The sequence below is a fragment of the Kitasatospora mediocidica KCTC 9733 genome (assembly GCF_000744225.1).
Classification (GTDB): Bacteria; Actinomycetota; Actinomycetes; order Streptomycetales; family Streptomycetaceae; genus Kitasatospora; species Kitasatospora mediocidica.
This window is the reverse complement of sequence record NZ_JQLN01000005.1, coordinates 1,133,140-1,153,279: the sequence shown is the minus strand read 5'-3', so window position 1 is coordinate 1,153,279 and position 20,140 is coordinate 1,133,140. Positions and strand designations below refer to the sequence as shown.

The following is a 20,140-nucleotide window of genomic DNA, read 5'->3' as shown; positions in this document are numbered from 1 at the left end:
CTGCCGCCCAAGCCCGCCCCGGGGCATCCCCCGGGCCCGCTTCTGCGGTGCGACCCGCGCGGCGGCCCAGAACTCTGGTCAACGCACAGGGATCACCGGGTAGGATCATCGCGGCAGGCGCTGTACCACCATGGTGGTCGCCGGCTGACGGGGCGCTAGCTCAATGGTTAGAGCTGCGGACTTTTAATCCGTAGGTTCAGGGTTCGAGCCCCTGGCGCCCCACCTGATAGAGGGCCAGGTCAGACACCGTCTGACCTGGCCTTTTTGGTTTCCTGGCTCTCGGTTAGTGCTCGCGGCCGGCCCGAAAATGCGCCCGAAAATGCGCCCGAAATGTCCGTCTGCGGGGATTCTGCGGCGGACAGTGCCCGACGGCAGAGGTGTTCCCGCGCTGCGGGGGCCATGATGAATGGAGCCAGTTGCCGGCCGAGTGCGGCCATGAATGCACGCCGGCTTCCGGCGGAGGTGGCCCGCGGTGCAAGGCGGGTCGTGCCGCTCTCGCGCAGGTCGATGGCCAGGTAGGTGTGGTGGGTGAGGGGGGAGCACCCCGAAGGGTGCGTGACCCTACGTACCGCAGATCTTCGCCCAGGAGTCCAAGTCCTCTGCTACTTCGGTTGGTTGGGCCAGTTCATCGGCCGAGGCGGGAGCAGATCGTGGCGAGGATCCGGGATGACCAGCGGGTGAGGTAGAAGTGGTCTCCGGAGAAGTGCTCGACGGTGACGGGTCCGCTGGAGTACTGGCGCCAGGCGTCCAGGGCCTCCTCGGAAACCATGGCGTCAGAGGTGCCGCCGAACAGCGCGAAGGGGGAGTCCAGCGGGGGCTCCGGGGTGTGCTGGTAGGTCGCGATGGCCGTGAAGTCCGCTCGCAGGACGGGCAGGACGATCTCCAGCAGTTCGGGGCTGCGCAGGACGTCTGCCGGGATTCCGCCCCATGATGTGACCTGGTCGAGCAGTTCCTGGTCGGAGACGGGGGGCTGGGGTGGGAGGGCCTTGTCGAGGTGCGGGGCCGAATGGGCGGACAGCCCGAGCAGCACGGGCTGGGCCAGGTCGCGTCGGCGCAGCTCGCGGGCGGTCTCGAACGCGGTCAGCGCGCCCATGCTGTGACCGAAGAACGCGAACGGCAGTCCCTGGGCGTCCTCGGCGACCGCGTCCGCGGCGGCGCGGGCCAGCGAGTCCAGGTCGGTGAAGGCGGGGGCGCCGGCGAGGTCCTGGCGCCCGGGCAGCTGGACGGCGCGGAGCTCGACCCCGGGCGGCAGGAGCATCGGCCAGGACCGGTAGAAGGGGGCGGCGCCGCCCGCGTGCGGGAAGCAGTAGAGCTTGACCTCGGTGGTCGCGGTGGAGCCGTAGCCGTGCATGCGCACGACCGGCTGGTCCGGGTGGGAAGCGGGGGCGAGGGGAGAAGTGGTCATCGTGGACTCTCGGTGCGGAGGCGGACCGCGAGATCCGCAAGAGACTGACGGTCGGTCTTCCCGCTGGGAAGCAACGGGAACGCCGGCAGCGCGTGGAAGACGGCGGGAATCATCGGCGCGGGCAGCAGTACTCGCAGGTGCGAGCGCAGTGCGCGGGGCACTCCGTCGGTCTGCCCTTCCCACTCGACGAACGCGACCAGCAGATCGGGGCCGGGCCCACCGGTGAGGACGGTGACGGCGGCCTGCTTCGCGGCCGGGTGCCGCTGGATCGCGGCCTCGATCTCGCCCGGCTCGACCCGGACGCCGCGCAGCTTCAGCTGTCCGTCGACGCGGCCGACGAATTCCAGTGAGCCGTCCAGCTGCCGGCGCACCCGGTCGCCGGTGCGGTACAGCCGTGCCCCGGGCAGGCCGGAGAACGGGTCCGGGACGAACCGTTCGGCGGTCAGCGCGGGGCGGTTGAGGTAGCCCCGGGACAGCTGCGCGCCGCCGACGTAGAGCTCTCCCGGGGTCAGTGGTGCGAGCGCCTCGCCGTCCGGGGAGCACACGTGCACGCGAAGCCCGGCGGATGCGTGGCCGATCGGAATCGTCGAGCCGGGCTCGGTGCCGGTGACGCGATGGGCCGTCACGCCGATTCCGGCCTCCGACGGACCGTAGAGGTTGTACAGAGCCGCGGGGTTCTGCCGGGCGAAGTCGGCCGCCAGGCTCCGGGTCAACTGCTCGCCCACCGAGACGACCACCCGCAGTGACGGGCAGCGCGTGAACACCTGGTCGGCGACCAACGGGGCCAACAGGCTCGGCACGATGGTCAGCATGCTGATCCGGTGCTGCTCCAGGGTTCGGGCGAAGGCGTCCGGGGTGGCCAGGGCCTCCAGCGGCAGGACGACCACCGCGGCGCCGACCGCGAAGGCCATCACCAGCTCGGAGAGCGCGGCGTCGGAGGTGTACGGCGCCCGTTGGGCGACCCGGTCGTCCGGGCCGAGTGCGAAGCTCTCCGCCTGGTGCCGGGCGTAGTTGGTGACGGCGGCATGGGTGAGCAGCACGCCCTTGGGACGCCCGGTGCTGCCCGAGGTGTAGAGCAGGCAGGCGAGGGCAGTCGCGCTCACGTCGGCAGGACCTGTAGTCGCGGCCGCCGCGGAGCCGGTCGCCGCGAGGGCGTCGAGCGTGACAGCCTCCCAGGACACGCCGTCCGGCGGCTCGACGCTGCCGTCGGTGATGACGATCCGGACGCCGGCATCCTCCGTCAGCGCCCGGAGCCGCGCCGGGGGCTGGGCGGGATCCAGGGCCAGCAGCGCGCCGCCGGCCTGCAGGATCCCGAGCAGCGCGACGACCTGCTCGGCCGTGCGGGGGAGGACCGTCGCCACCACCTCGTCCTGGCGGACGCCGTGCCCGCGCAGGGCGGCCGCGACCTGCCCGGCCCGCTGCCACAGAGCGCCGTAACCGTGCGTCCCGGTCGCGTCGACGACTGCCGGGGCCTGGGGCGTGTGCGCGGCCCAGTGAGCGAACAGCGCGTGCAGCGCGACGTGCTCACGCGGCGGACTCGGCGGGCTCAGCGGGCTCGTCGGGGCAGGGGGTTCGAGGGTCACGGACAGCAGCCTGGCGGGCGCCCGTCCCGCTGTCGTGTCCCCTGAATCGGTGTCCCCTGAATCGGTGCCCCCGGATTCGGTGTCACGGCTTTTGGGCGCGTGTGCGGTACCGACCGGAGAGGTGAGCATGGGCGTATCTCCAGTCATGCCGAAGGTTGAAAGGCGATGCATTGAACTCCGATCTCCAGCAGGGCGATGTCCCAGTCCGGCTCGCCACGATCTGGCGCGACGCGCTGAGCGTCGAGCACATCAGCGGGGAATCCGACTTCTTCGAGCTCGGTGGGCATTCGCTGCTGGCTATCCGGGTCTGCGTGTTCGCGGGCGAGGCGTTCGGGGTCGAGGTGTCCAGCAGCGAGCTGGTCATCGACTCGTCCTTCAGCGCGATGGTGGAGCGCATCGAGGCCGCGCAGCGCGACGTGGCCGCCCTGCGCACCGACCGTCCGCAGCAGGGAGTTTCGGCATGACCGAGTCGTCTCAGCCCCTGGGGATCGCCATCGTCGGCATGTCCTGCGCCTTTCCCGGAGCGGACAGCCCCGAGCAGTTCTGGCGCAACATCCGCGACGGTGTCGAGTCGCTGACCGTCCTGAGTGACGAGGATCTGGCGGCGGCGGGCGTGGATCCGGCGCTCTCCAAGGCGCCCAACTACGTGAAGCTCGCCGCGAGTATCGAGGGCATCGACCTGTTCGACGCCGGGTTCTTCGGGATGAGCCCGCGTGAGGCGGAGCTGATGGACCCGCAGCAGCGGCTGTTCCTGGAGCACTGCTGGCGGGCCGTCGAGGCCGGTGGCTACGACCCGACGCGGGTGGACGTGCCGGTTGGCGTCTACGCCGGAGCCGGCGTCAACACCTATGTCACGCAGATCCGTTCCAACGCGGACGTGCAGGCGCTGAACGCTTCGGGCGAGAGCCTGCACGATGTCGGCTCGGTGGAGAACGACCTCGACTATCTGACGACCCGGGTCTCGTACAAGCTCAACCTGACCGGTCCGAGCATCAACGTCACCACCGCCTGCTCGACCTCGCTCGTGGCGATCCACATGGCGGCCCAGGCCCTGCGGACCTTCGAGTGCGACATGGCGCTGGCCGGTGGTGTCGCGGTGTCTCCGCCGGTGAAGTCCGGCTACGTGTACCGCGAGGGTGCGATCAACTCCTTCGACGGCCACACCCGCAGCTTCGACGCCGCATCGACCGGGACGGTACTCGGCTCCGGCATCGGGGTCGTCCTGCTCAAGCGGTTGGAGGACGCGCTCGCCGACGGCGACGTCATCCACGCCGTGATCATCGGCACCGCGGTGAACAACGACGGCGCCGACAAGGCGGGTTTCACCGCCCCCGGCGTGCCCGGGCAGGCCGAGGTCACCGCGTCGGCGCACGCGGTGGCGGGCATCACCGCGGACAGCGTGACCTACCAGGAGGCGCACGGCACCGGTACCCGGCTCGGTGACCCGATCGAGGTGCAGGCACTGACCCAGGCGTACCGGGAGACCACGGACGCGACCAACTACTGCGCGCTGGGCTCGGTCAAGGCCAACATCGGCCATATGGACACCGCCGCGGGCGTGGCCGGATTGATCAAGGCCGCGCTCGCGGCCAAGAACGGCGTCATCCCCCCACAGATCCACTTCGAGCAGCCCAACCCCGGACTCGAACTGGAGACCAGTCCCTTCTACATCCCCACGGTGGCCTCCGCCTGGCAGCCCGCCGAGTTCCCGCGACGCGCCGGCGTGAGTGCCTTCGGCTTCGGCGGCACCAACGCGCACGTCCTGGTCGAGCAGCCGCCGGCCCGCCAGGAGCGGCCCGAGTCCGCGGACTGGCAGATCCTGCCGGTCTCCGCCCGGGACGAGCAGGCCGTGGGCGAGTACCTCGGCTCGCTCGCCGACTGGCTGGACGAGAGCGACCGGGACCGGGCACCCCTGAGCGACGTGTCCGCGACCCTGCAGGTCGGCCGGACCCGCTTCGCCCGGCGCGCCGCCGTGGTGGCCCGCACCGCGCAGGAGGCCGCCACCGCGATGCGCGCCCGGAGCGGTGCGCCCGTCGCCCAGGCGATCGCCAACCCCGAGGTCAGCTTCCTCTTCCCCGGCCAGGGTTCCCAGCACGCCCAGATGGGCCGGGACCTCTACCGGGAGCAGCCGGTCTTCCGGGCCGAGTTCGACCGCTGCGCCGACCTGTTCGCCGCCGAGCTCGGCACGGATCTCCGGACGGTCCTCTTCGAGTCCGAGTCCGAGTCCCAGGAACAGGGCGCGGAACACCCGGTCAACCAGACCCGGTTGACCCAGCCCGCGCTGTTCGCCGTCGAGTACGCCCTGGCACACACCTTCGCGGCCTTCGGTGTCCGCCCGAGCGCGATGATCGGTCACAGCCTGGGCGAGATCGTCGCGGCGACGCTGGCCGGGGTGTTCACCCTGGAGGACGCCGTCAGGGTGGTCGTGAAGCGGGCCGCCCTGATGGAGGCGGCGCCGCCCGGTGCGATGCTCGCGATCGCCCTGCCGGCCGCCGAGGTCGAGCCGCTGCTGCCCGCCGGTGTGTCCATCGCGGCGTACAACGGGCCCCGCCTGGTGGTCGCGACCGGTGCGGAGGCGGCCATCGACCAGCTCGCCGAGGAGCTCACGGCGCGCGGGGCCAACCCGCGCAAGCTCCGGGTCTCCTGCGCGAGCCACTCCGAGTTGATGGAGGAGCCGGCCCGGCAGTTCGTGGAGTTCCTGCGCGGGATCCCGATGGCCCGGCCGACCCAGCGGGTGGTCTCCAACGTGACCGGCGACTGGCTCACGGACGCCGACGCCTGCGATCCGGAGTACTGGGGCCGCCACCTGCGCGGCGCCGTTCACTTCACGCAGGGCCTGGAGCGGCTCACCTCCGCGGTGGATGGCCCGCTGGTGGAGGTGGGTCCCGGCGGTGGGCTGCTCTCGCTCGCCCGGGCCAACCAGGCGGCGAGCGCCGGCCGGTCGCTGATCCCGGCGATGCGTCACCCGAAGGACTCGGACGACGACACCCGGGTCCTCTTCGCCGCGCTGGCCGCGCTGTGGGAGACCGGAGTGGAGCCTGACTGGGCCGGCGGGGAGGAGCGCACGTTGCGCCGGGTGACCCTCCCGACCTACCCCTTCCAGCGCCGCAGCTACTGGATCGCCGGGTCCTCGGAGGAGGAACAGCGCCTCAGCCGCCGCCTGCTGGACCGTGCCGACGACCCGGGCCACTGGTTCTACGCCCCCAGCTGGCGCCGGACGGCAGGCGCCGGCCAGCTGCGGCCGGTCGGCCCGGAGGGCTGGACGGCCCCGGACTCCGTGCTCGTGGTCACCGACAAGGCCGGGCTCGCCTCGGGCCGGCCGGAGGCGTTGGCCGAGCAGCTGCGCGGCACCGGTCGGCGCTGTGTGCTGCTGGCCGACGGCGACCGGTACATCCGCCACTCCGACGAGCTCGTGGAGCTCACCCTCACCGACTCCGCGCACCTGCGGCTCGCACTCACCGAGGAGGACGCCGGGGACGGCCGCACGGCCCTGGTCTTCCTGCCCGGCGCTCAGGACGCGGTCGCCGATCCGGCGGGCCCCTCGCTGGCGCTGCTCGCTCTCGGCCGGACACTGGCCGACACGGCCTGGTCCGGCGAACTGCTGGTCGTGACGGACGGGTCCTTCGACGTCCTCGGCCACGAGGACTCGAACCCCGCCGGCTGGCTGCTCGACGGCATCGCCCGGGTGCTGCCCCGCGAGGTCCCCGGCCTCGCCTGCCGGGTGGTCGATCTGGACCCGGCCGCGACGCCCCAGGGTGTGGCCGCCGATCTCGCGGACGAGCTGACCGCCCATCAGCCGGATGCGGTGATCGCCTACCGCCGCGGGCGCCGCTGGCTGCGCGGGATCGAGCCGCTCACCGCCGGAACCCGGTCGGCGCGCGGCCCGCGCGAGGGCGGCGTCTACCTGATCACCGGTGGGCTCGGCGGGATCGGACTGTCGTTGGCCGAGTTCCTGGCCGAGCGTTACCGGGCCAAGCTCGTGCTGACCGGGGTCACGCCCTTCCCCGAGCCCGAGCAGTGGGACGGGTGGCTCGCCGACCACGACGAGCGCGACCGGGTCAGCCGGCGGATCGAGCGGCTGCGCCGGATCGAGCGTCACGGCGGCGAGGTCCTCGCGGTCAGCTCGGACGTGTCCGACGCGGTCGCCGTGCGGCAGTTGATCGCCCGTACCGAGGAACGGTTCGGCCGGCTCGACGGTGTGGTCCACGCGGCCGGCCTGCCCGGTGGTGCCCTCGTGCAGGCCCTCGACCCCGACGCCTTCCTGAGGGTGCTCGCTCCCAAGGTGCTCGGCGGACAGCACCTGCTGGCCGCCACCGAGGGACGTGACCTCGACTTCCTGATGCTGTTCTCCTCGCTCAACGTCATCGACGGCCGCTTCGGCATCGCCGACTACACCGCGGCCAACAACTACCTCGACGGTCTCGCCCACCAGGCCTGGCACCGTGGCCGGACCGAGGTGGTGGCGGTCGACTGGACCGGTTGGCGCGACCTCGGCATGGCGCTGGACGCCGGCTCGACGGCCGAGGGCAACGAGGAACTGCGCGAGGTCGAGCGGCTGACCATCATGTCGGAGGCGGGACTGGCCTCCTTCATGTCCGAGCCGGAGGGCCACGAGGCGTTCGTCCGCTCACTGGGCCTCGGCCTGCCGCAGGTTCACATCTCCACCCAGGACCTGAACGCCGTCGTCGAGCACGGCCGCCGGCTCGACGTGGCGACGGCGCTGGAGGCGCTGGCCCAGGCGGACCGGCGGCGCGGCGCCTACGAGCGGCCGGAGATCGGCAGTGCCTACGAGGCGCCAGCCGACGGTGCCGAGTCCTTCCTCTGCGAGGTCCTCCAGCTGCTGCTGGGCATCGAGCAGGTCGGCGCGACCGACAACTTCTTCGAGCTCGGCGGCAACTCACTGCTCGCGCTGGACGTGATCGCCCGGGTGAAGCGCCGCTTCGAGGTCGAGGTCGCGATCGGCCGCTGGCTCGCGCTGCCGACACCGCGAGGGATGGCCGGCCTCGTCGCCGAGCAGCTCGCGCCCGCGGAGGCACCGTGACCACGACCGTCGCGAGCACCGGCACCGGCACCGTCGTGGACCGGGTGGTCCCGGTTCCCGCGACGGGCTTCCAGAGCGGGCTGTGGTTCGTCAACCAGGCACATCCCGATGCTCCGCTGTACTCGCTGCCGCTGGTGCTGCGGTTGCGCGGTCCGGTCGACCCGGACGGCATCCGGGCCGCGCTGCGGCATCTGGTGGCCCGCCACGAGATCCTCCGGTTGCGCTTCGCGGCCGACGAGGACGGCCTCGGGCTGGTGCCCGCGGCCGTCCTCCCGCAGCCGCGCTGGGTGGACCTGCTGCACGACCCGGAGCCTGAGCAGGCCTGGGCCGAGCTGCTGCGGACGGAGCTCGCCCGCCCGGTGGACCTGGCCGCCGCCCCGGGGCACCGCAGCCTGATCGCCGCGCTCGGCGAGAGCGACTACGCGGTCGTGCTGGTCCTGCACCACGCCTGTGCGGACGCCCGTTCGATGGAGCTCCTGATGGAGGGCTTCCGGGCCGCGTACGAGGCCTGGGCCCTGACCGGCGCGGTCCCCGCACCGCCCGCGGCCCTGCCGTACCGGGAGGTGGTCCGACGGCTGGGGGAGACGCTCGACGGTCCGGGCCGGGCGGCCGGGCTGGCGTACTGGCGTCAGGAGACGGCCGGTCTGGAGGACTTCGCGCCGGCCGCCGACCGCCGTCGGCCGGCCGTTCGCAGCTTCGCCACCCGCGAGCTGCGCGTGCCGCTGCCCGCCGGACTGCTGGAGCGGGTCGACGCGGCCTGCCGGGGGCTGCGGGCGAGTCGCTTCATGGTGTTCGCCGCCGTCCTGGCCCTCGCACTGGCCCGCTGGTCCGGGGAGTCGCGCGATCCGGTGCTCGCGGTCCCGCAGACCCTGCGCCGGGCGAGTTGGCTGGACGAGGTGGTGGCGCCGCTGGTCAACACGGTGCCGTTGCGTCTGCCGGTGGACTTCCAGGGGTCGTTCCGCGACCTGGTCGCGGGCACCAGGGCACAGACCGCTCGCGCGATGCAGCACTGCGGCATCGCGTTCGACGAGATCGTCGCGCTGGCCGAGCGCTCCGCCGACACGGCCGCCGCGCCGCTGACCTCGGTGGCCTTCCACGTGGCTCCCACGGTGTCGCGCCGCCTGCGGGCCGGTGAGGTCACCATCGAGTGCTTCGACCTGGAGCCTCCGGCCGGCGACATGGACCTGGTCTGGGACGTGCTGTTCACCCCGGAGGGCGGGAGCCTGCTGGCGGTGCGGTACGCGACCGAGCTGTTCGACCCGTCGACCGTCGACCGGATGACGGCGGAGTACCTGGCGCTCGTCGACGCGGTGATCGCCGAGCCGGATCTCCCCCTGCACCAGGTCGAGCACCGTGACGACGCCCAACTCGCCCTGCTCTGGGCGGCCGGCGATTCGGCCGGTCGGGCGGCTGAAGCGGGCGACGTCGGCGGGCTCTTCGCCGAGGTGGCCGCAGCCCACCCCGACCGGGTGGCGATGGTCCTCGCAGACCGGAGCTGGAGCTACGCCGAGCTCGACGCCGGCTCGCGGCAGCTCGCCGCCCGGTTGCGGCGGGCCGGAATCCGCCCGGGTGACCTGGTCGCGCTGGCGCTGCCGCACCGGAGCGACGTCGTGACCGCGATGCTGGGTGTGCTCCGGGCGGGAGCGGCCTATCTGCCGCTCGACCTGGCACAACCGGCCCCGCGGCTGCGCGCGGTGCTGGCCCGGACCCGACCGGTGGCGGTGCTCACCGACGGACCGCACACCTGGTCGGCGCAGACCGCCGACCTGCCGGTCATTCTGCTCGATGGTGCCGATCCCCAGGCGCCCGCGGACCGGTCGGAGCCCGGCCCGCCCGAGCCGCCCGGTCCGGCGGCGCTCTGCTACGTCATGTGCACCTCGGGCACCACCGGTGAGCCGAAGGCGGTCGCCGTCACCCACCGGGGCGTCTCGTCGCTGGCCCACCGGCCCGCGTTCGTCCCGCTCGGACCCGGTGACACGGTCCTGCAGCTGGCTCCGCTCTCCTTCGACGCGGCCACCTTCGAGGTCTGGGGCGCGCTGCTGAACGGCGCCACCCTGGTGCTGGCGCCGCGGGCCCAGCTCACGGCCTCCGAGATCGGGCAGTTGGTCCGGGAGCACCGGGTCACCGTCCTGCATCTGACGGCCGGCCTGCTGCGGGTGGTCGCCGAAACCGATCTCGACTGCTTCACCGGCCTGCACACCCTCCTCACCGGCGGCGACGTGGTGCCGGTCCCCCAGGTCCGCGCGGTGCAGCGGGCCCATCCCGGGCTGACCGTGGTGGCCTGCTACGGGCCGACCGAGAACACCACCTTCTCCACCGTCGCGGTGCTGACCGGGCCGCCGACGGGTGCCGTGCCGCTGGGCAGTCCGCTGGCCGGGCGCAGCGTGCACCTGCTGGACAGCCGGCTGCGGCCGGTCTCGCCCGGAGCCGTGGGTGAGGTCTACGTCGGCGGCAGCGGCCTGGCCCGCGGCTACCTGTCGGATCCGCGGCAGACCGCCGAGCGGTTCGTCCCGCACCCGCGCCCCGCAACGCCGGGGGAACGGCTCTACCGGACGGGTGACCTGGCCCGGCGCGGCCCGGACGGTGCGATCGAGTTCCTCGGCCGCCAGGACAGCCAGCTCAAGATCCGCGGCTTCCGAGTGGAGCCGGCCGAGGTCGAGGCCGCGTTGCTGACGCACCCCGCCGTGCTGCGCTGCCTGGTGCGGGCCCGCGGCGGGGCGGGGGAGCGGACGCTGGCGGCGTACGTCGTGCTGTCGGCGCCCGGTGCGGACATGGCCGACGTCCGCGCCCACGTGGCGCGGCTGCTGCCCGAGCCGATGGTGCCCAGCGCCTGGTTTTCGCTCGACGAGTTGCCGCTCACCGCGCAGGGCAAGGTCGATGTCCGCAGCCTCGACCAACTGGAGCCGGAGGAGACCGAGGACGGCGTGGCCGAGGAGCCGATGACCCCGACCCAGGCCGCCGTTCACGAGATCTGGTGCGCCTGCCTCGACCGGCAGCGGATCGGCCTGACGGCCGGCTTCTTCAGGGTGGGTGGGCACTCGCTCGCCGCTCTGCGCGTCGCGGGCCGCCTGGAGCGCCGCTTCGCCCGGCCGGTGCCGCTCGCGGAAGTCCTGAACCGTCCCACCATCGCGGCACTCGCGGCTTGGCTGGACGCCGGTCGTCCGGAGCCTGCCGTCGCTCCCGTCCCGCGAGCCGACCAGCCCGCGCGGCCGATCGTCCCGGCGCAGGACCTCGCCCTCGCCAGCTCCGACGAGCTAGCCGCTCTGCTGCGCCTGACCGGCGCCGGCGGTCCCCTGACAGAAGGTATGGAGTAATGACCGTCTCATCCGACAGTCTGCCGGTCGTCCCGCAGAGCCGCCCCGAGGTGTGGCCGCTGACCCCGCCGCAGCAGGCGCTGTGGTTCCTCGAGAACTTCAACCCGGGCAGCTCGTTCTACGTGATCGGCCTCGGCCTCGTGCTGCGCGGCAGTCTCGATCCCGCGGCGCTGGCCGGGGCGCTGGACGACACCGTCGCGCGCCACGAGGCCCTGCGCACCCGGTTCCTGACGCTCGGCGGGCGCCCCTACCAGGTCTTCGTGCCCGGCCGGCCGGTCGACCTCGATCCGCGTGACCTGTCCGGTGAGCCCGACCCCGAGGCGGCGGCCCGGACGCAGCTGGACGAGCTGTCGACCACCCCGTTCGACCTCGGCGCCGAGGCCCCGCTCCGCACCCGGCTGCTCCGGCTGGGTCCGGACCACCACGTCCTGCTGCTCGCGGTCCATCACATCGTCTTCGACGGCTGGTCGACCCAGGTGCTGCTGGCGGACCTGTCCGCGGCCTACCAGGCACGCACCGCCGGGCATCCGCTCCGGCTCCCCGCGCTGGAGACCGGGGTCGGCGAGTACGCCGCGCGGCTCGCCGAGCTGGTCGGCGCCGACCAGGGACTGCCGGAGCAGGAGCTGGCCCACTGGCGCGAGGTCCTGCACGCGGCACCGCAGACCGCTCTGCCGACCTGCTTCCCGCGCCCCGCCTACCGCACGTTCGAGGGGGCCTCCTGCGTCCACGACCTGGACACGGAGACCAGTACCGCGCTGTGCGAGCTGGCCCGCAGCCTCGGCACCACGCCGTTCACCGTGCTGAGCGCGGCGTTCACGACCCTGGTCGCCCAGCTCTCGGGCAGCGACGACGTCGTGATCGGCGTTCCGCTGGCCGGCCGCAGCGAGACGGCGACCCACGGCCTGGTCGGCTTCTTCGCCAACGCGCTGCCGCTGCGGGTCGACCTGGCCGGTGTGCGCTCGTTCCGTGAGGCGGTCGAGCGTCATCGGGCTCCCGTCCACGAGCTGCTGACCCGTCAGCACGTCCCGTTCGCGCGACTGGTGGACGCACTCGCCCCGCGTCGCAGCGCCAACCGCAATCCGTATTACGACATCTGCTTCCAGTACCTGCCGGGCGCCGCCCAGGGCGTCGACTTCGGCGGCCTGGAGCTCGGATTCCTCGACGGCACCCGCCGGGCGTCCCAGTTCGACCTGAGCTGTGACGTCCACCAGATCGGCGACCGCCTGCGCATCCAGTTCGAGTACAGCACCGAGCTCTTCACCGAGCGCACCATGCGGATCCACCTGGCGGCCTTTGTGGCACTGCTGCGCGAGGTGGTGGCCGAGCAGGACGGCCGGGTGGCCGCCGGGACCGCACCGGCGCCGGTGCCCGCGCCCCGGGCAGCCGAGCTGCCGGCCGGCGGGCTGGCCGCCATCGTGCACGCCCAGGCCGAGCTGCGACCCGACGCGCCGGCCGTCTCCTCGGCCGGGTGCTCGCTCACCTTCCGCGAACTCGACGAAGCCGCAGCCCGCTTCGCCACCGCACTGACCGATCGGGGGGTCACCGCCGGCGACACCGTGGGCCTGTTGCTGGCCCCCTCCGTCGAGTTGGCCGTGGCGATCCTCGGGGTGCTGCGCACCGGCGCGGCTTACGTGCCCGGGGATGTCCGCACCCCGGTCGGCCGTACCGCCGAGACGCTGCGTCAGGCAGCCTGCCGGGTGGTGGTCCATGACGCGGCCAGCGGCACGGCAGCGCGGGAGGCGGCCGCTGCCGCTTCCGCCGGGACCCTGCGGCTGGACCTCGCCGAGCTGGCCGGGTACGCACCGGCGGTGCTCGGCGCGATCGACCCGCAGAGCCCGGCGTACGTCATCTTCACCTCGGGCAGCACCGGTCGTCCCAAGGGCGTCGTGGTGTCGCACCGGGCTGCGCTCAGCCTGGCCGCCGCTGCGGCCGGGGTCTACCGGATCGTCCCGGACGACACGGTGCTGCAGATGGCCTCCCCGGCCGTGGACGTGTCCGTCGAGGAGTTCTTCGGTTCCTGGCAGGCCGGCGCGCAGGTCTACGTCCACGGCCCGGTCATCGACGACCTCGCCGAGCTGGTCCGTGCCCAGCGGTTGTCCGTTCTCAACCTGCCCGCCGCGCTGTGGCACGAGTGGACCAGGCAGGCCGTCGCCGGCGAGTCCGACGTGCCGGACTGCGTGCGGCTGGTCATCGCCGGCAGCGACCGGGTGGATCCGCAGCGGGTGCGTCAGTGGCGGGCGGGCCCGGGCGCCGGCGTGCGGCTGCTCAACGCCTACGGCCTCACCGAGGCGGCCGTCTCGTCCGCCTGGTACGACACCGCGGAGCTCGACGCGGACGCGCCGCACACCACCCGGGTGCCGATCGGCCGGGCCTACCCGCACGCGGCGCTCTACGTGCTCGACGAGGCCGGTGTCCCGGTTCCCGACGGTGTTCCCGGCGAGCTGTGGATCGGCGGCCCCGGAGTGGCGCTCGGCTACCTCGGCGACCCCGAAGGCACCGGGTCGCGCTTCTGCCCCGACCCCTTCCAGCACGGCGCCGGCCACCGGATGTACCGGACCGGCGACCAGGTCCGCCGACTGCCCTCCGGCGCACTGGACTTCCGCGGCCGCAGCGACACCCAGGTCAAGATCCGCGGTACGCGCATCGAACTGGCCGAGGTCGAGCGGGTCGCGACCGAGGTGCCGGGCGTGGCCCAGTTCGTCGCGGACGTCCGCCCCGACGAGCAGGGCGCCCCCCGGCTGGTCGGCTATCTGCGGCTGGAGCGGACGGCCGACGGCGAGCGTGACCTCGGCCACGAGCGGGTCGAGGAGTGGCGTCAGATCCACGACGCCGACATCTTCAACGACGTGGCCGCTGACCAGCAGGCCGACCTGAACGTCAGCGGCTGGACCAGCAGCTACACCCAGGAGCCGATCCGGGACGCGGACATGGCCGAGTGGCGCGACGAGACCGTGGACCAACTGCTCGAGCAGCCGCCCGGCCGCGTCCTGGAGATCGGCTGCGGTACCGGCATGATCCTGCTGCGGGTCGCCCCGCAGGCCGAGTACTACGTCGGTACCGACATCTCCCCCAGGGCCCTTCGCTACGTGGCGGACCAGCTGCCGGCGGCCGGCCTGGAAGCCACGGTCCGGCTGGTCGAGGGTGCGGCGCACGACCTCTCGGCGCTCGCCGACGAGCGGTTCGACCTGATCGTCGTCAACTCGGTGGTGCAGTACTTCCCGTCCGAGGAGTACCTGACCGAGGTGATCGAGTCGGCCTGGCGGCTGTTGCGCCCCGGCGGCCGGCTGCTGATCGGCGACGTCCGCGACCTGACGCTGCTGCGCGCCTTCCACCTCTCCGTCCAGCGCTTCCGGCAGGCCGACCTGGAGGACCCCCAGGCCCTGTCCGACAGCGTCGAGGAGTATGTCGAGACCGAGAACGAACTCTGCCTGTCCCCCGGGTACTTCCACGCCCTGACCGAGCGGGTGCCTCAGCTCGCGGGTGTCGAGGTCCGGACGAAGTACGGGCGGGCCGACACCGAGATGAACGGGTTCCGCTACGACGCGGTGCTGCGCCGTGGCGCGGGGCCCGCCGAGGCGCGCCCCGAGGGAGCGCCGGTGGAGCGGCTGGACGGCCGCGAGCTCACCGTCGCCGGCTTCGGCCGCATCCTCGACACCCTGGCCGGGGCGGATGCCCTGATCACCGGTGTCCGCGACGCCCGGCTGGTGCGCCCGCTGGCGCTGGCCCGAGAGCTGGCGGCCCCCGAGTGCCGCAGCGTGGCGGCGGCCGCCCGCCTGGCCGATGCGCGGCCCGGCGGTATCCATCCGGCCGACCTGGCGCTCGTGGCGGCCCGCCACGGCCGGCGGATCACCGTCCGGCAGCTCGGCGACGGACTGCTCGACGTGCTGGTGGCCGACCGGCCGTCGCCGTCGGCGGAGCCCATTTCGGTCGCCGCGCCGGTCCTGGCCAACCGTCCGCTGGAGACCGCGGTGCGGCGCAGCACGGTGGCCGCTGTGCGTGAGCACCTCGGGCGCCATCTGACCAAGGCGATGATCCCGAGCCGCCTGGTCTTCGTCACCGAGTTCCCGCTGTCGACCGGCGGAAAGGTCGACCGCTCCCGGTTGCCCGCTCCGGCACGGGCGGTCGGCGGATCGACCGCCGCGCCGGTGAGCGAGCTGGAACGCACCCTGGCGACCGCCTGGGAGCAGGTGCTGGGCGCCGACTCGATCGGCACGGAGGACAACTTCTTCGAGATCGGCGGCGACTCCATCGGGTGGCTCCAGATCATGTCCCGGTGCTCCCGGGCGGGAGTCAAGCTGACGGCCCGTGACGTGTTCGAGTATCAGACGATCCGCGCGCTCGCGGCTGCCGTCGAACTCCGGCAGGCCGACGCGGCTGCCGCCGCGCCGGTGCCGTCGCAGGAGGTCCGCGAGTCGGGGCTGACTCCGATCCAGCGCTGGTTCGTCGACGCGTTTCCGGTCGGTCGCGACCGGCAGAACCAGACCCAGTGGTACGAACTGGCCGAGGGCTGCCCGACCGCCGTGCTGCGGCAGGCTCTGCACGATGTGGTCGGCCACCACCAGGCGCTCTCCGGGACCGAGTTCGGCCTCGACCCGCAGACCGGCCGTTGGTCGCAGCGCGCGGTGCCGCTGCCTGCGGCCGGGGAGCTGCCGCTGAGCGAGCTCGCACTGCCGGCGGCCGGACCCCAGCGGGACGAGGCCCTGGCGGCGGCCGACGACGACGCCCAGAACGGACTGTCGGTCACCGGAGGTCCGCTCTTTCGACTGGTGCTGTTCCGTACACCGCAGGGCGAACCGGATCTCCTCCTGTGGTGCGTGCACCACATGGTGGTGGACGCGGTCTCCTGGCAGTTCCTCGACGAGGACCTGGACGCGGCGCTCGACGCCCGCCGGCGCGGCGACACCCCGCAGCCGCCCCCGCGGACGGCCACGTTTCTGGAGTGGAGCGCCTGGTCACAGCAGGCGTCCGAGCGGCTCGACGCGGCCGAGCTTGAGCACTGGCACGCGGCCGCGCGGGCCCCGGGCCTGACCGTGCCGGAGCGGCATCCGCAGGCCGAGGCGGTCTACGGGGCCGCCCACCGTCGGACCCGCTCGCTCGCCGCGCCGTCGGCGCGCCACGGCCAGCTCCCCGGCGAGCTGGTGATGGCCGGCGTGCTCAGCGCGGTCCGGACCGCGCTGGCCCCGGTGGTGGGACGGCCCACCGGATCGGTCTGGCTGGAGTTCCACGGCCGGCCGTTGGACGGCTCCGGGCCGGACACCACCCGGACCGTCGGCTGGTTCACCGCGCTGTTCCCGTTCGTCCTGGAGGACCTGGACCCGCAGGGAGTGCGGGCCGGGCTCTCGGCCGTCCCCGGCGGAGGCATCGGCTACGGCAGGGCCCGCTACCTGGCCGGTGCGGAGCTCGTCGACGGCGGCGCGAACGTCGTGGTCAACTACCTCGGTGGAGCGGGCGCGGCCGGCACCGGGCGGGAGCTGCGGGTCATGTCGCCCCGCCCGGCCGGCGCCGGGCCGGATGTCGCGGCGGACGCGCCGATGCCCTTCGCCCTGGAGGTGAACCTCGGCCAGAGCCCGGACGGCGGACTGGCCCTGGAGTGCACGTTCAGCGCCCGGCACTTCGACGCGGCCGAGGCCGACGGCTTCACGGCGCTGCTCGACCGGACGCTGGCCCGCGTCTACGCCGCCCTGTCGCCCGCCGACGGCGCGGCGACCGGACCGGACCTGACGCTCCTGCCCGACGAGCAGCGCACCGGCCCGGCCCTGGCCGCGCTGCTGGCCCGCACCGGTCAGGTCGATGCCGCCTACCCGCTGATGCCGATGCAGCAGATGATGCTCAACCGCCACCTGCTCGGCTCGGCCGGCGATGCCAACTACAACGAGAGCGTGTTGACGCTGCTCGGGGAGCTCGACCTCGGCCTGTTCCGGGCCGCGTGGCAGGCACTGGCCGCCCGGCACGAAGTGCTGCGCACCTCGGTGGAGTGGGCCGGACTGCCGCAGGCCGTCCAGCTCGTCCACGCTCAGGCACCGGACCCGGTGCGCGCCCTCGACTGGTCGGCGCTGTCGGCCACCCGGGTGGAGCGGCGGCTGAACCTGCTGCTGGAGGAGGAGCGGGCCAAGCCCCCGGCGCTGTCCGGTGTGCCGCCGTTCCGGCTGACGCTGGTCAGGACCGGGCCGCGGGAGAGCAGGCTCGTCTGGATCGACCATCACATCCTGCTCGACGGCTGGTCCTCCTCGGTGCTCGTCAGGGAACTCCTGGAGTGCTACGCGCAGCTGGCGTCGGGCCGCCCGGTCCTGACCGGCGCAGCGCGCCCGGTCGCGTACCGCGACTACGTCCGCTGGACCCGTGGGCGCGGGGCAGGCCGGGCACAGGAGTACTGGCACTCCACGCTGGGCGGGTTCGCCGCGCCCACCGACCTGCCGTTCGACCGTCCGCCGGTCGCCGTCGCCGCGAAGTCGGCGGACTACCACGAGCGGGACGACGTGCTGCCCCCGCAGCTGGTCGACGCGCTGCGGCGACTCGCCCGGACCCGCCGTACCACCCTGGGCAACGTCCTCGCCGCAGGGTGGGCGGCCTTCCTCCAGCGGTTCAGCGGCGATCGGCAGGTCAGCTTCGGCATGGCGCTGAGCGGTCGGCCCGCCGAGCTCGGCGATGTGAACTCCATGGTCGGCCTCTACCTGAACACCCTTCCGCTGGTGGTCCGGGCCCCGGCGGACGGCTCCGCCGCCGAGCTGCTGGACGCCGTCACCCGTCAGGGCTGGGAGCTCAGCGAGCTGTCCGGGTCCGGATCCCTGTGGGACATCTACGACTGGGCCGAGATCCCGGTGAGCCGCACGCTCTTCCACAGCGTGCTGGTGGTGCAGAACTTCGGCCGGTCGGCCGAGGGCGCCCCCGGTCCGGAGCTGCCGCTGACGGCCCGGACCGCGCACAGCCGGATCCTCACCGGCGCACCGCTGACCATCGCGGTCGACCCCGAGGCCGGCGGCCTCAGGCTGGTGTGGGACAGCCGGGTCTTCGCGGCGCAGACCGCGACCCGGATCGTCGAGGAGTTCACCGCGGTCCTCGGCCGGCTGGCCGAGGACCCGGACCAGCCGCTGGCGGCGCTGCCGGCGCCGGTGTTCGCGCCGCAGTCGATGGGTGACCTCGATCGGGCGGGTGCCCCGGACCAGGTCGTCGTGCCGCCGCAAGGGCCGGTGGAGGAACGGATCGCGCAGGCATGGCGCGAGGTGCTCGGGATCGAGCACGTCGGGCGGAACGTCAACCTCTTCGAGGCGGGTGCCAACTCGGTGACCGTGATGAGACTGCACTCCCGGCTGGCCGATCTGTTCGACACCGTGCTCTCGTTGCCGGAACTGTTCCAGCACCCGACCGTTCAGTCCATGGCCGAGCTGCTGGCGGCCTCCGGGGCACCGGACTCCCGGGCCGGAAACGCCGCGGCACACGCGGCCCGGACCCAGCGCCGCCGCGGCGCCCTGATGGACTCGGCGGCCAACCGCCGTGCCACCGCGCCTCGGGCCGGCCGGCGAGACAGCATTCGTACGCGTTCCACGGAAGGTCAGCTCTGATGAACCCCCAGATACTCCAACCGCTCCGCCTGCCGGCCTTCCGGCGGGTCTGGGCCGGGCAAGCGCTCAGTGCGGTCGGTGACGGAGTGTTTCCCGTCGTGCTGGCCGCCGCGATCCTGAAGCACCATTCGGCTTCGGACCTGGGGCTCGTGCTCGGAGCCGAGAGCCTGTTGCTGGTGGCGGTCGCCCTGCTCGGCGGCGTGCTCGCGGACCGGGTCCGGCGGACCCGGGCGATGATCGCGGCCGACCTGGTCCGGATGGCCGCGGTCGTCGGCCTGGCGCTCGGCGCCGCGAGCGCACCGCTGCCGGCAGCCGTTCTGCTGGCGATGGCCATGGGCCTGGGCAGCGGCCTCTTCCGTCCGGCGTCCCGGGCGCTGTTGCCCACGCTGGCGCCCGATCTGCTGACCCAGGCCAATGCGCTGCAGTCGGTCACCAGCCGCGTCGCCATGATCGCCGGGCCGGCCCTGGGCGGCCTCTTCCTGGCTGTCGCGAGCGCCGAGGCGGCCTTCTGGCTCGACGCCGTCACGTTCCTGGCCAGCATCGTGACCCTGCTGGGGATCACGGACGCCAAGCCGGCGCGCGGCCAGGCCGAGGGGATCTTCGCGGAGGCCCGCGAGGGTGTCCGGGCCGTCCTGGACCGCCCGTGGGTGGCCACCATCATCGGCCAGGGGACGGTTCAGCTCATCCTGGCGATGGCGCCCTCGCTGGTCCTGCTGCCGATCTACCTCGACGCGCACGGTCAACTGCCCGCCTACGGCGTCATGCTCGGTCTGCAGGCCGGGGGCTCGGCCGTCGGCGGCCTGCTGGTGGGTCTGCGCCCGCCGGCCAAGCCCGGCACGGTCGGCGTCCTCGGACTGGGGCTGCTGGCGTTCCAGCTGCTCTGCATGCTGCTCACCGCGCCGCTTCCGGTGCTGGGCGCGGCGATGTTCCTGACCGGCGTCGGCTACGCCCTGTTCGGCGTGCTGTGGGCCAGCGCCCTGCAGCGCTGCATTCCCGACGAGCTGCTGGGCCGGGTCTTCGCGGTGGAGATGCTGGGCACCTACGCGCTGGAGCCGGTCGGGCTCGCGCTCGCGCCCTACGCGGCCCACCTGCTCGGTCTGCGGACCGTCCTGCTCACGGCGATCGTCGTGATGGCGGTGACCACCGTGGTGCCCCTGCTGGTCCCCGGTGTCCGGGAGTTCGCGGACCCGTCCGGCCGGGACGCCGCTCCGGCCGAGCCCGCGCTCAGCGCCTGAACA

At 73.4% G+C, this 20,140-nt stretch carries 7 protein-coding genes and 1 tRNA gene; 6 read left to right on the top strand and 2 right to left on the bottom strand.

Going from position 1 to position 20,140, the window contains the following annotated elements; genetic code table 11:
- Positions 1-149 precede the first annotated feature (149 nt).
- Positions 150-222, top strand: a tRNA-Lys gene (locus BS80_RS19100).
- A 403-nt stretch (positions 223-625) separates the two neighbouring features.
- On the opposite strand, the gene BS80_RS19095 is transcribed toward BS80_RS19100, so the two are convergent.
- Positions 626-1,405, bottom strand: coding sequence for a thioesterase II family protein (locus tag BS80_RS19095; RefSeq protein WP_083974908.1), 780 nt, complete (start codon positions 1,403-1,405; stop codon positions 626-628).
- Positions 1,402-2,988 (bottom strand): amino acid adenylation domain-containing protein, encoded by a 1,587-nt coding sequence (locus BS80_RS19090; protein ID WP_051966790.1) that lies wholly within the window; start codon positions 2,986-2,988, stop codon positions 1,402-1,404. The genes BS80_RS19095 and BS80_RS19090 overlap by 4 nt, the downstream gene beginning before the upstream one ends.
- Before the next feature lie 170 nt (positions 2,989-3,158).
- Between BS80_RS19090 and BS80_RS19085 the strand changes: the two genes are divergently transcribed.
- Genes BS80_RS19085 through BS80_RS19065 form a run of 5 tightly spaced genes read left to right on the top strand, consistent with a single transcriptional unit; the run spans position 3,159 to position 20,137 of the window.
- Positions 3,159-3,452, top strand: coding sequence for a phosphopantetheine-binding protein (locus BS80_RS19085; protein WP_035798967.1), 294 nt, complete (start codon positions 3,159-3,161; stop codon positions 3,450-3,452).
- Complete coding sequence (locus BS80_RS19080) at positions 3,449-8,029, top strand: type I polyketide synthase (RefSeq protein WP_051966789.1); 4,581 nt, start codon at positions 3,449-3,451, stop codon at positions 8,027-8,029. The genes BS80_RS19085 and BS80_RS19080 overlap by 4 nt, the downstream gene beginning before the upstream one ends.
- The gene (locus tag BS80_RS19075; RefSeq protein ID WP_035798964.1) at positions 8,026-11,343 is read left to right on the top strand and encodes a non-ribosomal peptide synthetase; all 3,318 of its coding nucleotides are present in this window, start codon (positions 8,026-8,028) and stop codon (positions 11,341-11,343) included. The genes BS80_RS19080 and BS80_RS19075 overlap by 4 nt, the downstream gene beginning before the upstream one ends.
- A complete protein-coding gene (locus tag BS80_RS19070) occupies positions 11,343-18,902 on the top strand; it encodes a non-ribosomal peptide synthetase (RefSeq protein WP_035798962.1) in 7,560 nt (2,519 codons plus the stop codon). Before BS80_RS19075 ends, BS80_RS19070 begins: the two co-directional genes overlap by 1 nt.
- Complete coding sequence (locus BS80_RS19065; RefSeq protein WP_051966788.1) at positions 18,902-20,137, top strand: MFS transporter; 1,236 nt, start codon at positions 18,902-18,904, stop codon at positions 20,135-20,137. Before BS80_RS19070 ends, BS80_RS19065 begins: the two co-directional genes overlap by 1 nt.
- Positions 20,138-20,140: the final 3 nt, after the last annotated feature.

Bases quoted from the DNA above. Each gene is read 5' to 3' on its own strand.
- BS80_RS19095 (WP_083974908.1), bottom strand. From the start codon at position 1,405: ATGACCACTTCTCCCCTCGCCCCCGCTTCCCACCCGGACCAGCCGGTC.
- BS80_RS19080 (WP_051966789.1), top strand. From the start codon at position 3,449: ATGACCGAGTCGTCTCAGCCCCTGGGGATCGCCATCGTCGGCATGTCC.
- BS80_RS19070 (WP_035798962.1), top strand. From the start codon at position 11,343: ATGACCGTCTCATCCGACAGTCTGCCGGTCGTCCCGCAGAGCCGCCCC.
- BS80_RS19065 (WP_051966788.1), top strand. From the start codon at position 18,902: ATGAACCCCCAGATACTCCAACCGCTCCGCCTGCCGGCCTTCCGGCGG.